Source organism: Streptomyces sp. NPDC002788 (assembly GCF_053592115.1).
Map to the genome: position 1 here is coordinate 318,653 of NZ_JBSFVB010000002.1, position 15,326 is coordinate 333,978.

Consider the following 15,326-nt stretch of genomic DNA (forward strand, 5'->3'; position numbering starts at 1 on the left):
CAGGCCGCAGGGGGCAGACCTTCTTGCGCTCATCCGTTGAAGCCGCCGTGCCCACCACCCCGACCCGTGCCCCTGGCCCGCGTGATTCCTTGATCGAACCGGTTCGACGAGCGGCCGACGCGCAATCCGCCACACGACGACTGAGGACGCCATCCATGCCATCCGCAGACAGACCCACGCGACGCCGGTCCCCGGCCGCCGTGGCGCTGACCCTCGGCGCGGGCCTGCTGGCCGCGCCGGCCGCCCCCGCGCACGCCGCCGAGGCGCCGCGACCCGCCGCCCACTACACCTTCGACCAGGACGACCTCGCCTCCGGGAAGATCACCGACAGCTCCGGCAACGGTCAGACGGCGACCCTGGTGAACGGCTCCACCGCCCAGGCGGTCGCGGGCGCGGCCGGAGGCAAGGCCCTGGCCCTGCCCGGCGGCGCGCCCGCCTCCGACGGCGCGTACGTCCGCCTGCCCCGCCACGTGCTCGACGGCGCCACCGACCTGACCGTCTCCGCCCGCGTGAAGTGGAGCGGAGACAAGGCGCCCTGGCAGCGCATCTTCGACCTTGGCACCGACACCACCAGGTACCTCTTCGCCACCCCGAACAACAGCAACGGGCTCTTCCAGACCTCCGTGACCACCGGAGGGGGCGGTGGGGAGACCCAGGTCCGCGGCTACGCGAGCCTGCCCGCGAACGAGTGGCGGACGGTCACCGTCACCCTCGACACCGGAGCCGGCCGGCTCACCACCTACCTCGACGGCGTGGCGGTCTCCTCGTCCGCGACCGGCATCAAGGCCGGGGAGCTGCTGGACGGTTCGGCCACCGCCGCCGGCTACATAGGCAAGTCGCTCTACCCGGACCCACTGCTCAAGGGCGCGATCGACGACTTCACCGTCTGGCACTCGGCCCTGAGCGCCGAACAGGTGGCCGGTACGGTCGGTGCCGTGCCGACCGTCCAGGAGCTCTCACGGACGTCCTTCGAGGTCCGTACCACCACCGGGACCGCCCCGTCCCTGCCCGCCGCAGTCCGGGCCTCCTTCTCCGACGGCTACGACCGCGACACGCCCGTCACCTGGGACGCCGTACCGTCCGGGAAGTACGCGCAGCCGGGGACGTTCGCGGTCGCCGGGACCGCGGCCGGACGCGCGGTGAAGGCCACCGTCACCGTGGTCCGCGAGGGACAGCTCACCGTCGACCTCGGCTCGGACACCGGCGCGTTCCACGGCGGCGCCTCCGGCACCCTCTACGGCGTGTACGGGCCGGACGTCCCCACCAACAACCTCATCGAGGGCATGGGCCTGCGCACGGTCTCCACCAAGGCGCAGGACGGCCCGCAGCACCCCGGTGCCGACGCCCTGGAAGTGGTCAAGCCGCTCGCCGACTCCACCGACGGCGACGTGTACATCTACATGACGGACATCCACCGCGGCTTCCCCTACCAGTGGCCGGGCGACAGCCCCGAGGAGAAGCTCAAGCTCTACAAGGAGAAGATCGCCGAGCAGGTCGACCAGGTCCTGAAGCTGCCGGAGCAGTACCAGGACAACATCGTCTTCGTGCCCTTCAACGAGCCCGAGGGTAACATGTTCGGCACCGGCGAGTGGAGCTACGACAAGGTCAGCTGGCTCAACGACCCCCACGCCTTCTTCGCCGCCTGGGACGACGCTTACCAGCTCATCAAGGGCAAGATGCCCGACGCCCGCATCGCCGGACCCAACACCAGCGTCCTGTACGACCAGGTGAAGGGCTTCCTCACCCACACCCTGGCCGCGGGCACCCTGCCGGACGTCATCACCTGGCACGAGCTGAGCCACCCGGAGGCGGTGCGGCAGAGCGTCGCCAAGTACCGGGCCTGGGAGAAGGACCTGTTCCGGGGCACCGACCGCGAAGGCACACGCCTACCCGTCAACATCAACGAGTACGCCTTCAACTACCACACCTCGGTCCCCGGCCAGATGATCCAGTGGGTGTCCGCGATCGAGGAGTCCAAGGTCGACGCCGACATCGCGTACTGGAACATCGACGGCAACCTGTCCGACTCCGCGGTGCAGTCGGGCCGCGGCAACGGCCAGTGGTGGCTCCTGAACTCCTACGCCTCGATGAGCGGCCACACGGTGAAGGTGACCCCGCCGTTCCCGGGCGAGAACTACACGATGCAGGGCGTCGCCACCCTCGACGAGAAGAAGAAGCAGTCCCGGCTGATCTTCGGCGGCTCCACCGGCAAGGGGCACGTCACCTTCGCGGGCGTCCCGAAGAAGCTCTTCGGGGACCGGGTGCACGCCTGGGTGCGGGAGATCGAGTGGAGCGGCCAGATCGGCGACCACTCCGGCCCGAAGCTGCTCGCCGAGCAGAACCTTGAGGTCGGCGCCGACGGCACGGTCGTCGTCGACTTCGGTGACGGCGCGCTGCCGCGGCTGAAGGAGTCCTCGGCCTACGAGATCGTCCTCAGCCCGGCCGGCGAGGCGAAGGCCACGCAGTCCCCGCCCGTGCGCTGGCAGGGCTCCTACGAGGCGGAGGACGCCGCGCACACCGGCTCCGGCTGGTCGAAGAACGGCCCGGAGGGCTCGCCGCGCGACGTGTCGAAGTTCTACACCTCCGGCCGCTACGACGTGGGCGGTCTGCGCACCGGCTCGGACGTCACGCTCGACTTCACCGTCGACGTGCCCGAGGACGGCACCTACGACCTGAGCGTCTTCGCCAACTCCCTCAACACCTTCGACAAGGTCGAGGAGCAGGGCCCCACCAACGTCTTCCTGCGCGTCGACGGCAAGGCCGACAGCGAGCAGGAGCTGTACCTGCCGCTCGGCTACAAGTGGGTCGTCTGGGACCACACCGACACCGAGGTGAAGCTCACCAAGGGCAAGCACACCCTGACGCTCGCCGCCAAGAGCCTCGACGGCAAGCGCGCCACCAAGGGTGACGCCATCGTCGACCGGCTCACCCTCTCCCTCCCGGGGGCCTCGGCCGGCGCGCAGGTGTACGAGGGCGAGCTGGCGTGGCTGGCCGGCGGGGCACGCCCGGTCTACGACCCGCCGAAGAAGGCGGCAACCGGCTCGGGCGCGGCCCGGCTCGCCAAGGGCCAGACCGCCACGTTCTGGGTCTACTCACCGGCCGACCGCGAGGCCACCCTCGACGTCGACACCCTCGGCGGCACGGGCGCCCGGCTCGCCGTCAACGGGCACGACGTCCTGCGTCTGGGCAAGAACCGGAGCAGCGCGGCGGTCTCCCTCTCCGGCGGCGTCAACAAGGTGACGGTGACCGCAGGCGCCGCCACGACCCTCGTCGACCGCCTGGCAGTCACCCCGACCGAGGGCACACTGCCGACCCGCACCTATGAGGCGGGGGACGCCCGGCTGGCGGGCTCGGCCACGCTCGCCCCGCTCTCGCTGGCCACCGCCGGCACGGCGATCACTGGCATCGGCGGGGATCCCGGCAACGGCAACACCGCCACGTTCACCGTCACGGCCGACCGGCCCGGGCTGCACGCGCTGCGCATCCGCTACTCCAACCCGGAGCAGTCCGAGGCCACCCACTACAACCCCGACCCGCTCGCCCGCCACGCCGACCTCCGCGTCAACGGCGGAAAAACGCAGCGCGTCGGCTTCCCGCACACCTTCCACCGGAACAACTTCTGGGAGCTGACCGTCCCGGTGCACCTGAGGAAGGGGAAGAACACGATCGCCTTCCGCTCCGAGGAACTGCCGAATTTCGACGGCAGCACCTACGCCTCGGACACCTTCCCCGGGGTGCTGCTCCGCTCCCGCTACGCCCCGCTGATCGACCGGATCACGGTCGCGCCCTACGCGCGGGAGAAACGGGAGGTGAGAGGCCGGTCCTGAGGGGGACCCGCTGAACAGGCCGAGTCGGTGACGCTCCCCCCGGGGGGCCGGCCCGGCCAGGTTCCCCCAGTTCAGAATGTGTGCTGGGGGAGCCGTCAGGTCAGGCCGCCCTGCTCGCAGACCCGCCGGGCGACCTCGCGGAGCTTGATGTTGTTCTCCTGCGAGTAGCGGCGCAGCACGTCGAAGGCCTGCTCCTCGGTGACGCGGTGTCTGCCCATGAGGATGCCCATGGCCTCACCGACGAGGTGGCGGGTGGCCATGGCCTGCTCCATCTGGGCGTGACTGCGGGCGCTGGAGAAGGCGACGGCCGCGTGCGAGGCCAGCAGCCAGCCGGCGGTCTCGCTGTCCTGCGAGAAGGATCCCGGCCGGCGGGAGTAGAGATTGAGCGCGCCGAGGTCCTCGTCCTCGGTGTACAGCAGGAAGCCCATCATGCTGCCCACGCCCAGTGCCTTGGCCCGTACGGCGTACGAGGGCCAGCGGGTCTGCTCGTCGGTGAAGTCGGCGATGCGGAACACCCGCTCCCCGGTACTGGTGCGGGCGGCGTCGAAGCAGGGGCCCTCCGCGAGGCTCTCCTGGAGCCGGTCGCTCTCGACGACCAGGTCGTGGGTGGGGGCGAGCGTCTCCACGCGGTCGCCGTGCAGGAGGAGGATGCCGGCCGCGTCGCATCCCTCCACCAGTTCCGTGGCCGAGCCGGTGATGCGCTCCAGAGTGGCGCCGACCGAGTCCTGGGACAGCAGGTCACGCGCCATGGAGGCCATCTCCTGTGCGAACACGCGCCAGTCCACTGTCGTCCTCCTCGGTCCGCATGCTCGGCGTGTCTCCTGCCACCGTGCCATGTGCCGTGCGCTTCCGGGAGAACGCCCACGTGCCCGATCTATCGAGTTTCGATAGATTTCCATCGCCGTTCGATCGAAGGAGTGGGGCCGGATGCGGGCCGAGCTGGAAGAGGTCATCTGATGCCGATCGCCGTCGACATCGACGTCATGCTGGCCAGGCGCAAGATGTCCGTGGGTGAGCTGGCGGAACGCGTCGGCATCACCCCCGCCAACCTGGCCGTCCTCAAGAACGGCCGCGCCAAGGCGGTCCGCTTCTCGACCCTGGCCGCTCTGTGCGAGGTGCTGGAGTGCCAGCCGGGAGATCTCCTTCGGTGGGAGACGGACGGGTCCGGGGACCGGACAATCCCCTGATGGAGACCATCACCATCCGCCCGGCCCGGCCCCGCGACCTGACCGCCGTGGCCGCACTCCGGTGGGACTGGCTCGTGGAGAACGGCGACGAGACCAGCGGCGAGCCCGGCGGCGAACGCGAGGACTTCGTGCGGCACTTCGTCACCTGGGCGCGGCGCAACGCCGCGTCGCACCGGTGCGTGGTGCTGGTGCGCGACGGCGTGGTCATCGGCATGGCCTGGCTGGCCGTGGTGCAGCGGGTCCCCGCACCGCGGGCGCCGCGGCGGACCTCCGGCGACGTGCAGTGCGTGTACGTCGTACCCGAGGCGCGCGACGGCAAACTCGGCGGGCGGCTCATCCGGACGGTCCTGGACGGAGCCCGGGAGCTCGGTCTCGAGCGGGTGACCGTGCACTCGAGTTCCCGGGCGATCCCCGCCTACGCCCGCTGCGGCTTCCAGGAGTCGCCGCGGCTGCTGCAGGCGCACCTCGCAGGTACGTGAGGCGTATGACGACCGTGCGGAGCTGGATCCGGACGGGCCGCTGAGGCGTCTACGACGGTATGGACCTGGAAAAACCGTCAGGCGAGGGTTCCGAGCCGCGGGTCGATCCGCACCAGCGGCCCGCCGAACCGCCTGCCCGGCGCGAGCCGGAGGCGCCCGAGGGCTGCCTCGCCGTCGCTGCGGTGGGTGTACCGCGGCGTGCTGACGCCCCTCGGTCACGTCGTACGGGACACCGTCCTGCGCCCCGCCGCCGAGGCCGCCCGCAGCGTCGGACGGGCCACCCGGCAGGCGCTGGCCTCCGCCCGGGAGTCCGTACGGCAGGCACGCGCCGGCTTCCGGCGGATGCTTTTCGGCGAGGCGCGGCAGCCCCGGCCCGTCGACCTCGGGGAACCATCGGGACGCGAGGCACGTACTCTTGGTATCAGTACGACCGCTCTCACGAAGGACTGAACGACACTGGGCAAGCGACAGCCCGAAGGCCCGCCGCCCGCACCCGCGGTGCAGCGCATCCGACTGCGCTACACCAAGCGCGGCCGCCTCCGGTTCACCAGCCACCGTGACTTCCAGCGCGCCTTCGAGCGTGCGTTGCGCCGTGCCGAGGTGCCGATGGCCTACTCGGCCGGCTTCACACCGCACCCGAAGGTGTCGTACGCCAATGCCGCACCCACCGGCACGGGCAGTGAGGCGGAGTACCTGGAGATCGCGCTCACCGCGCCGCGCGACCCGGAGCAGCTCAGGGTTCTCCTCGACGACTCGATGCCCGCCGGGCTCGACATCGTCGAGGCGGTCGAGGCCCGTACCTCGGGGCTCGCCGACCGGCTGACGGCTTCCGTCTGGGAGCTGCGGCTGGACGGCGTGTCGCAGGAGGAGGCCCGCCGAGCGGCGGACGCCTTCAACGCGGCGGAGACCGTCGAGGTCCAGCGCCTCGCCAAGAACGGCGTCCGCACCTTCGACGCCCGCTCCGCCGTCGCGAGCCTGGAGACGCGCGACCTCTCGGAAACACACAGTTCCCAGGCTGATAGGCCGACCGACCAGCCCTGTGCGATACTGCGGCTGGTTGTTCGGCACGTGACGCCTGCCGTACGACCCGACGACGTCCTGTCCGGTCTCCGCGCCGTGGCCGACCTGGCGCCGCCGGTCCCCGCAGCGGTGACCAGGCTGGCGCAGGGGCTGTTCGATGAAGAGACCGGCACGGTGACCGACCCGCTCGCGCCCGACCGCGAGGCAGCCGAGGCCCCCACAACGGCCGAAGTGACTGCCGCCGCGACGGCGCCGGCGTAAGGAAGGTTCCGCGTAGGGACGGACGTCGTAGCGCCGCCCTCGGACTCGGGAGCCACCTGGGTCGGGCAGCGCACCGCCCAGAAGACTTTCGCCAGGCCGTACGCATTCGGCGTACGGAACCGGCGAGACAGGACACGGAGAGCTCCCGTGCGGCGCCCGCGCCCCGGACGGCGGCGACGCGCACAGCGCGAGCCGCGGACGTCACCGGCATCGCCGGACCAGGCGCGGCGCCCGGGAGCCTGACGGGAGATACACCCGCATGCTCGAACCGACCGAATCCGCAGAGTCCTCCACGGGCTCCGAAGAGAACAACACCCCCAGCGACACCCTGCCGCCCCGCCGGCGGCGCCGTGCCGCGTCCCGCCCCGCGGGTCCCCCCGCCGGCGCCTCCTCAGACGCGTCGGCGGAGACCGTCGCGTCGGCCATACCGGCCGCTGAGGCCGCCGAACTCGCGGCCGACGGCGTGGAGAGCGACGAGGTCGAGGAAGCCGCCGCCGAGGTGGAAGAGAACCCCGAGGCCGCTGCCGAAGACGTCGCGCCGGCCGCTCCCAAGCGGCGGCGCGCGGTGCGCCGCGCCTCCGCGCCTGCCGGGACCCCGGCGGCCGCGGACGCCGCCGAGACCGTGGTCCCGGCGACCGCCGGTGCTCCGGCCGTCACCGAGGCGCCGGAGCAGGCGGAGGAGTCCACGCCCGCCGTCTCCGAGGACGCCGCTCCCCGGCGTACCCGGCGGCGGGCCACGCGCAGTGTCACCGCGCCTGCCGCGGCTCCGGCCGAGGCGGAGGCCGAGGCCGTGAAGACCGCGGCGAGCGGCTCCGAGCCGGCTGCCGCCGACGACGGTGCCGAGGCCGCCGCCGAGGACGCTGCTCCGCGTCGGACCCGCCGACGTGCCTCGCGACGGGTGTCCGCGCCCGCCGGGGCCCCCGTGGAAGGGAACGCCGAGGAGGCGGAGGCCCCCGTGACCGAGACCCCTGCCCCCGAGCCCGCCCGCGCGTTTGAGGCCGTTGCCGCCGAGACCGCCGCTGCCGAGCCCGCTGAGACCCCTGCCCCCGAGCCCGCCCGCGTGGCCCAGGCCGACGAGGCCGCCGAACCTGCCGAAGACGCCGCTCCGCGTCGCCGTCGCCGGGCCGTCCGCCGGGCCGCCAGCGGCTTCGCCGAGCCTGCCCGGCCCGCGAAGTCCGCGAAGAGGGTCCCCAAATCCGCCGCTGCCGCCGACACGGCTGACGGTGACAGCGAGTCGACGGCGCGTCCGGCGCGGCCCGCTGTCGCCCTCTTCCAGGCGCCCGTGTTCACCGAGCCGCAGTTCCAGACGCCGGAGCGGGCCGCCGCAGCCGCGGCCGCCGAGGCGGCCGGAGCCGACGAGCCCGAGGAGACCGAGGACTCCGCACAGGTCGAGGAGGCCCGCGAGGAGCAGCCCGCCGGGTCGCGTCGCCGCCGCCGGCGCCGGGGCTCCGGTGAGGAGACCGAGGCCCAGGCCACCGAGGCCCCCGCGGCCCGGACCGCCGAGTCCGCCGAGGACGAGACGGACGAGTCCGAGGACTCCGCCGACGACCAGGCCGACGGCGAGGACCTGGACGAGTCCGACGGCAGCGGCTCGCGCCGTCGCCGCCGCCGCGGCGGTCGCCGCCGCCGGCGCGGCGAGTCCGCCGAGTCCGACGCCGAGGACGGCGCGACCACGGACGCCGAGTCCGAGCAGGCCGCCGCGCAGGACGACGAGGACACCGCCGACGAGGACCAGGAGGACTCCGAGGACGACCGCGACGAGTCGGCCGGCGGGGGTGGCTCCAGCAGCAGCCGCCGTCGCCGTCGCCGCCGTCGCCGTGCCGGTGACTCCGGCGTCGAGCCCGAGCCCTCCGACGACGACCCGGAGCGCACGGTCGTCAAGGTCCGCGAGCCCCGCCCCAAGGCCGAGCCGTCCGACGAGGTGCAGTCCATCAAGGGCTCGACCCGTCTGGAGGCCAAGAAGCAGCGCCGCCGCGAAGGCCGCGAGCAGGGCCGCCGACGCGTCCCGATCATCACCGAGGCGGAGTTCCTGGCCCGGCGCGAGGCCGTCGAGCGTGTGATGGTCGTCCGCCAGCACGGAGACCGTACGCAGATCGGCGTCCTCGAGGACGACGTGCTCGTCGAGCACTACGTCAACAAGGAGCAGTCGACCTCGTACGTCGGCAACGTCTACCTCGGCAAGGTGCAGAACGTGCTGCCGTCGATGGAGGCCGCCTTCATCGACATCGGCAAGGGCCGCAACGCCGTCCTGTACGCCGGTGAGGTCAACTTCGAGGCGCTCGGCATGGGCCACGGGCCGCGGCGCATCGAGTCCGCCCTGAAGTCCGGGCAGCCCGTGCTCGTCCAGGTGACGAAGGACCCCATCGGGCACAAGGGCGCCCGTCTGACCAGCCAGGTCTCCCTCCCGGGCCGCTACCTCGTGTACGTCCCCGAGGGCTCCATGACCGGCATCAGCCGCAAGCTGCCCGACACCGAGCGGGCCCGGCTGAAGACGATCCTCAAGAAGATCGTCCCCGAGGACGCGGGCGTCATCGTGCGCACCGCCGCCGAGGGCGCGAGCGAGGACGAGCTGCGCCGCGACGTCGAGCGGCTGCAGCGGCAGTGGGAGGACATCCAGAAGAAGGCCAAGAACGGCAACGCGCCGACCCTGCTCTACGGCGAGCCGGACATGACCGTCCGGGTCGTGCGCGACATCTTCAACGAGGACTTCACCAAGGTCGTCGTCAGCGGCGACGAGGCCTGGTCGACCATCCACGGCTACGTCTCGCACGTCGCGCCCGACCTCGCCGAGCGGCTGCAGAAGTGGACCTCCGAGGTCGACGTCTTCGCCACGTACCGGATCGACGAGCAGCTCGCCAAGGCCCTCGACCGCAAGGTCTGGCTGCCCAGCGGCGGTTCGCTGGTGATCGACCGGACCGAGGCGATGGTCGTCGTCGACGTCAACACCGGCAAGTTCACCGGTCAGGGCGGCAACCTCGAGGAGACCGTCACCAGGAACAACCTGGAGGCGGCCGAGGAGATCGTCCGCCAGCTGCGGCTGCGCGACCTCGGCGGCATCATCGTCATCGACTTCATCGACATGGTGCTGGAGTCCAACCGGGACCTGGTGCTGCGGCGCCTGCTCGAATGCCTGGGCCGCGACCGTACGAAGCACCAGGTCGCCGAGGTGACCTCGCTGGGGCTCGTGCAGATGACCCGCAAGCGCGTCGGGCAGGGGCTGCTGGAGTCGTTCTCCGAGACCTGCGTCCACTGCAACGGGCGCGGTGTCATCGTGCACATGGAGCAGCCGACGGCCCCCGGAGGCGGCGGCAAGCGCAAGAAGCGTGCGCGCGCCGGTGCCGATGAGCAGCCGCACGTCCACGAGGCGGCCGTCGAGACCGCCGAGCAGGAGGCGGAGGCCGAGGCGGAGATCGTCGCCGAGGTCGCCGAGCCGGTCGCACTGCCCGAGCCGTCCTTCGAGCCCGACGAGGAGCTGTACAGCAGCGCCGCCGAGGCGGAGGCCGCGGCCACGCGCGGGCGGACGCGGCGCCGGGCGAGCCGGCGGGCGTCGGCTCCGGCGGGTTCCCCGCGCGGTGAGGCGGCGGAGCCGAACGAGGAGCAGGGCAAGGACCGGGCCAAGCGGGGCAAGGCCAGGGCCGGGCAGGCCGAGGTGCCGACGGCTCAGGACGTGACGGCCGAGCAGGAGGCCGCCCGCCCGGTGCAGCCGGAGACGGCCGCCGAGGCGCAGGCCGAGCCGATGGCCGTCGAGGACCCGGTGGTCGAGGCCCCTGCCCCGGTCGCCGGCGAAGCGGCCCCGGCCGCCGAGGAGGCAGCGCCCCAGGGCCGTGGCCGTCGGCGGGCGACGCGCAAGGTGTCCGCTCCGGCCGGTTCCCCGGCGGGTGCGGAGGCGACCGTGGTGACGATCTCCGAGGCCGCGCCCGCGGTCACCGAGGCGCCCGAGCAGGTCGAACAGCCCGAGCCGGCCGCCGAGGCGCCCGCCGAGAGTGCCGCCCCGGCCCGTCCACGGCGCCGCGCCGTGCGCAAGCCCACCGCGTCCACCGCGTCCGAGGAGGCGGCCGTCGTGGTCGTCCCGTCGGCCGCGTCCGAGGAGGCCCCCGAGGCCGCCGCGGCGGAGGGCGTGGCCACGGGGGAGGCCGCCGAGGAGTCGGCCCCGGCCAAGAGGACGGCCCGCAAGACGGCCAAGAAGGCCACGGCGAAGAAGGCCGCCACCAAGACGGCCGTCACCAAGAAGACCGCGGCGAAGAAGACCGCGGCCAAGAAGACGACGGCCAAGAAGGCGGCGAAGACCACCAAGACCGCCGCCAAGAAGACCGCGTCGAAGAAGACGGTGGCGGCGGAGCAGTCCCTGCCCTCCGTCACGGCCTCCACCGACGAGGGCTGACATCGACGTCCGCCGGGGCGTGCGTGAACCCTGCGCACGCCCCGGCGGACGCGGCCGGCGTGACCGGTCGCACAGGTGGTGGGCCCGGCTCGGTTTGACCCCTTCGGCCGCAGCCCCGTAACCTTGACCGTCGGCGTGTCGACTGACACGTCACATCCCCGTAAACCTCATCCTCCGGGCGCCGGGCGCCCAGGAGAGGCTGCCCGTTCCGTCGGGCGGCTGGCCTGCGGGGGTGCCGTTTCCCGAGCGAGAGAGTGAGTTCCGCGTGTACGCCATCGTGCGCAGCGGTGGTCGCCAGCACAAGGTTGCTGTCGGCGACATCGTTGAGGTTGACAAGATTTCCACTGCCAAGGTTGGCGACACGGTCGAGCTCTCGACCCTGCTCGTTGTCGACGGCGACGCCGTGACCAGCGACCCGTGGGTGCTGGCCGGCATCAAGGTCCAGGCCGAGGTCGTGGACCACCACAAGGGCCAGAAGATCGACATTCTGCGCTACAAGAACAAGACCGGTTACCGCCGTCGCCAGGGCCACCGCCAGCAGTACACGGCGATCAAGGTCACTGAGATCCCCACGGCTGCGAAGTAAGGGACTGAGGAGAAATGGCACACAAGAAGGGCGCATCGTCCACCCGGAACGGTCGCGACTCCAACGCCCAGCGGCTCGGCGTGAAGCGCTTCGGCGGTCAGGTCGTCAACGCGGGTGAGATCCTGGTCCGCCAGCGTGGCACCCACTTCCACCCGGGCGCCGGCGTCGGCCGTGGCGGCGACGACACGCTGTTCGCTCTGCAGGCCGGTTCGGTGCAGTTCGGCACCCACCGTGGCCGCAAGGTCGTGAACATCGTTCCGGTCGCCTGACCGGAGACTTTCGCGAGGCGGACCTCACTTCCCTCACGGGAAGCGGGTCCGCCTTTCGCGTGTTACGCAGAGAACAACCCGTACGACCCGTACATCACTGGAGGCACACACCATGACCACCTTCGTGGACCGCGTCGAGCTGCATGTCGCCGCGGGTAGCGGAGGCCACGGCTGTGCCTCCGTCCACCGTGAGAAGTTCAAGCCGCTGGGCGGCCCGGACGGCGGCAACGGCGGCCGTGGCGGCGACGTGATCCTCACCGTCGACCAGTCCGTCACCACGCTCCTCGACTACCACCACTCCCCGCACCGCAAGGCCACCAACGGCAAGCCCGGCGAGGGCGGCAACCGCTTCGGCAAGGACGGGCAGGACCTGATCCTGCCGGTGCCGGACGGCACGGTGGTGCTGGACAAGGCGGGCAACGTCCTCGCCGACCTGGTCGGGCACGGCACGTCCTACGTCGCCGCGCAGGGCGGCCGGGGCGGGCTCGGCAACGCGGCGCTGGCCTCCGCCCGGCGCAAGGCGCCCGGGTTCGCGCTGCTCGGCGAGCCGGGGGACCTGCGGGACATCGTCCTGGAGCTGAAGACCGTCGCCGACGTGGCGCTCGTCGGATACCCGAGCGCCGGCAAGTCATCGCTGATCTCGGTGCTGAGCGCCGCCAAGCCGAAGATCGCCGACTACCCCTTCACCACGCTCGTGCCGAACCTCGGTGTCGTGACGGCCGGTTCGACGGTGTACACGATCGCCGACGTGCCCGGGCTGATCCCCGGGGCCAGTCAGGGCAAGGGTTTGGGGCTGGAGTTCCTGCGGCACGTGGAGCGGTGCAGTGTGCTGGTGCACGTCCTGGACACCGCGACGCTGGAGTCGGACCGCGACCCGGTCTCCGACCTCGACATCATCGAGGAGGAGCTGCGGCAGTACGGCGGGCTGGACAACCGGCCGCGGATCGTCGTCCTGAACAAGATCGACGTGCCGGACGGCAAGGACCTGGCCGACATGGTGCGGCCCGACCTGGAGGCGCGCGGGTACCGCGTGTTCGAGGTGTCGGCCGTTGCGCACCTGGGGCTGAAGGAACTGTCGTACGCGCTCGCGGAGTTCGTGGCGAAGGCGCGGGCCGCGAAGCCGAAGGAAGAGGCGACGCGGATCGTGATCCGGCCCAAGGCCGTGGACGACACCGGCTTCACCGTGACGCGTGAGGCCGACGGCCTGTTCCGGGTCCGGGGTGAGAAGCCCGAGCGCTGGGTGCGGCAGACCGACTTCAACAACGACGAGGCGGTCGGATACCTGGCGGACCGGCTCAATCGGCTCGGCGTCGAGCAGGAGCTGATGAAGGCGGGCGCCCGGGGTGGAGACGGTGTCGCCATCGGTCCCGAGGAGAACGCCGTGGTGTTCGACTGGGAGCCGTCCGTGATGGCCGGGGCCGAGATGCTCGGCCGACGCGGTGAGGACCACCGGTTGGAGGAGGCGCGGCCGGCCGCGCAGCGCCGCAGGGACCGGCAGGCCGAGCGGGACGAGGCGCAGCAGGAGTTCGACGACTTCGAGCCGTTCTGACCGGTTCGTAGGTCCGGCGGGTCGGACGGCTCCGGCCCGCCGGACGACGGAGAGCGCATTCGCAACGGACCCCAAGGCAACCAAGTCGTATCGCGGTGAGTCGTACGGGGCAGCGCGGATGAGGATCTTGTTCCTCGCCGCGTTGCAATCGCCGGCGAATCACCGGAGTTCACGTGCCCCAGTCCAAGAGCAAGCGCAGGATCGGGCGAGTCGGAGTCGCGGCGGTCGTCGCCGTCGTCGCGGCCGGCACCGCCCCGGTGGCCGCGCACGCCGCCGACGCCGCCCCCGGCACCTCGGCCGGCGCGGCGAAGCTCCACGACGACTTCAACGGCGACGGCTACGCCGACCTGGCGGTCGCCGCCCCGGCCGCGACCGTCGGCGGGAAGAAGGGCGCCGGCTACGTCGCCGTGGTCTACGGCTCGAAGAACGGGCTGAACACCACGACGAGGCAGGTCCTGAGCCAGAGCGCGGCCGGCGTGCCCGGCAGCCCCGAGACGGACGACGCGTTCGGCAGCGCGCTCACCACCGCCGACCTCGACCGCGACGGGTACGCGGACCTGGTGGTCGGCGTGGGAAGCGAGGACACGGCCGACGGCGGTGAGGAGTCCGGACTCATCGAGGTCCTGTGGGGCGGTGCGCAGGGCCTGTCCGGCGGGGCCGTCCTGGCCACCGGGAAGGCCTACGACCGGCTCGGCAGCAAGGGGCGCCTGACCGCAGGGGACACCAACGGCGACGGTGCCGAGGACCTGGTGACCGTGGAGAACCAGTTCGATCTGCGCGTGCTGAAAGGCCCGTTCCCCCGGGACGCCTCCACGGGCCACGGCGAGCAGCTCGTGACGGACGAGTTCGACACCCGCTACCTCGACCTGGCCACCGGCGGCGTCAACGGCGACGGTGTCACGGACGTGGCCGCCACCCAGCACGACGGCGACGAGTTCGACGCCCGCCGCGTCGTGTACTGGCTGGGCACCAAGCAGGGACTCAAGCCGTACATCACCGTGCAGGGCGGCGACGGGTACCGGCTCCAGGGCGGCGAGGGCCTCGACATAGGGGACGTCGACCGGGACGGCTACGACGACATCGTGGTCGGCCGGGCCGTCGACGGGTACGACAGCGACCTCGACACCCCCGCCGCCAAGGGCGGCCGGGTCACGTGGATCCCGGGCGGCCCGGAAGGGCCCGACGGTGTGAAGGCCGAGCACCTCGACCAGGACAGCCCCGGCGCGCCGGGCAACGCCGAGGCGGGCGACGGCTTCGGCACCGACGTCCAAATCGCCGACGTCAACGGCGACGGATACCCGGACGTGGTGACCGGGCTGCCCGGTGAGAACCTGGGCAGTGTGGCCGACGCGGGAGCCGTCGTCGTGCTGCCCGGCACCGCGCGCGGGCTCACCGGCGCAGGCGCGAAGGTGGTCACGCAGAACACGCCCAACGTGCCGGGCGCCGCCGAGCAGGGCGACGCGTTCGGCAGGGCCGTCCACCTTGCCGACGCCGACCACGACGGCCTGGCCGACCTGGCCGTCGGCGCGCCGGGGGAGAACGGCAACGCCGGGTCCGTGTGGTACTTCAGGTCCGGCCCGACCACCGTCGTGAGCCCGAACGCCACGACGACCTTCGGCAACACCCTCCTCGGCACGACTGCGACGGGCGCCCGCCTGGGCACAGGTCTCGCTTACTGATCACCCGTCAGACCCGCCCCGGCAAAGGCTTGTTCCAGCGCTGGCGGCGGGTCTTCTTTTGTCTGCCTAGTTGTCATGTACGTGAACC

The 15,326-nt window shown here is 72.2% G+C and carries 10 protein-coding genes and 1 pseudogene; 10 read left to right on the forward strand and 1 reads right to left on the reverse strand.

The window, feature by feature from the left end; all coding sequences use genetic code 11:
* Positions 1-155 precede the first annotated feature (155 nt).
* Complete coding sequence (locus tag ACWD1U_RS04705; protein WP_451104404.1) at positions 156-3,827, forward strand: LamG-like jellyroll fold domain-containing protein; 3,672 nt, start codon at positions 156-158, stop codon at positions 3,825-3,827.
* A gap of 95 nt (positions 3,828-3,922) precedes the next feature.
* Here the strand turns inward: ACWD1U_RS04705 and ACWD1U_RS04710 are convergent, their stop codons facing one another.
* On the reverse strand, positions 3,923-4,612 hold the full coding sequence (locus tag ACWD1U_RS04710; RefSeq protein ID WP_451104406.1) for a GAF and ANTAR domain-containing protein: 690 nt from the start codon (positions 4,610-4,612) through the stop codon (positions 3,923-3,925).
* 171 nt (positions 4,613-4,783) lie between these two features.
* Between ACWD1U_RS04710 and ACWD1U_RS04715 the strand changes: the two genes are divergently transcribed.
* From ACWD1U_RS04715 to ACWD1U_RS04755, 9 genes and pseudogenes are all read left to right on the forward strand, one after another.
* Positions 4,784-5,014, forward strand: coding sequence for a helix-turn-helix domain-containing protein (locus tag ACWD1U_RS04715; RefSeq protein ID WP_451104408.1), 231 nt, complete (start codon positions 4,784-4,786; stop codon positions 5,012-5,014).
* A complete protein-coding gene (locus tag ACWD1U_RS04720; protein ID WP_451104410.1) occupies positions 5,014-5,493 on the forward strand; it encodes an N-acetyltransferase family protein in 480 nt (159 codons plus the stop codon). The genes ACWD1U_RS04715 and ACWD1U_RS04720 overlap by 1 nt, the downstream gene beginning before the upstream one ends.
* Positions 5,494-5,670: 177 nt before the next feature.
* Positions 5,671-5,943 (forward strand): annotated as a pseudogene (locus ACWD1U_RS04725) (hypothetical protein); the annotation flags it as partial.
* A 48-nt stretch (positions 5,944-5,991) separates the two neighbouring features.
* Positions 5,992-6,774: a TIGR03936 family radical SAM-associated protein gene (locus tag ACWD1U_RS04730; RefSeq protein WP_451104412.1), complete on the forward strand. Its 783-nt coding sequence runs from the start codon at positions 5,992-5,994 to the stop codon at positions 6,772-6,774.
* Between the two features lie 259 nt (positions 6,775-7,033).
* Positions 7,034-11,155 carry an Rne/Rng family ribonuclease gene (locus ACWD1U_RS04735; protein WP_451104413.1) on the forward strand — a complete coding sequence of 1,374 codons (4,122 nt, stop codon included), beginning with the start codon at positions 7,034-7,036 and terminating at the stop codon, positions 11,153-11,155.
* A 265-nt stretch (positions 11,156-11,420) separates the two neighbouring features.
* On the forward strand, positions 11,421-11,741 hold the full coding sequence (rplU, locus tag ACWD1U_RS04740; RefSeq protein WP_003990208.1) for a 50S ribosomal protein L21: 321 nt from the start codon (positions 11,421-11,423) through the stop codon (positions 11,739-11,741).
* 14 nt (positions 11,742-11,755) lie between these two features.
* Positions 11,756-12,010 (forward strand): 50S ribosomal protein L27, encoded by a 255-nt coding sequence (gene rpmA / locus ACWD1U_RS04745; protein ID WP_010041940.1) that lies wholly within the window; start codon positions 11,756-11,758, stop codon positions 12,008-12,010.
* 112 nt (positions 12,011-12,122) lie between these two features.
* On the forward strand, positions 12,123-13,559 hold the full coding sequence (gene obgE / locus ACWD1U_RS04750) for a GTPase ObgE (RefSeq protein WP_451104416.1): 1,437 nt from the start codon (positions 12,123-12,125) through the stop codon (positions 13,557-13,559).
* A gap of 173 nt (positions 13,560-13,732) precedes the next feature.
* Positions 13,733-15,238, forward strand: coding sequence for an FG-GAP-like repeat-containing protein (locus ACWD1U_RS04755; RefSeq protein ID WP_451104417.1), 1,506 nt, complete (start codon positions 13,733-13,735; stop codon positions 15,236-15,238).
* Positions 15,239-15,326: the final 88 nt, after the last annotated feature.

What these genes read in the sequence shown, in the direction of transcription:
- ACWD1U_RS04735 (WP_451104413.1), top strand. Translation starts at nt 7,034, where the DNA reads ATGCTCGAACCGACCGAATCCGCAGAGTCCTCCACGGGCTCCGAAGAG.
- rpmA (WP_010041940.1), top strand. Translation starts at nt 11,756, where the DNA reads ATGGCACACAAGAAGGGCGCATCGTCCACCCGGAACGGTCGCGACTCC.
- ACWD1U_RS04720 (WP_451104410.1), top strand. Translation starts at nt 5,014, where the DNA reads ATGGAGACCATCACCATCCGCCCGGCCCGGCCCCGCGACCTGACCGCC.
- obgE (WP_451104416.1), top strand. Translation starts at nt 12,123, where the DNA reads ATGACCACCTTCGTGGACCGCGTCGAGCTGCATGTCGCCGCGGGTAGC.
- ACWD1U_RS04705 (WP_451104404.1), top strand. Translation starts at nt 156, where the DNA reads ATGCCATCCGCAGACAGACCCACGCGACGCCGGTCCCCGGCCGCCGTG.
- ACWD1U_RS04715 (WP_451104408.1), top strand. Translation starts at nt 4,784, where the DNA reads ATGCCGATCGCCGTCGACATCGACGTCATGCTGGCCAGGCGCAAGATG.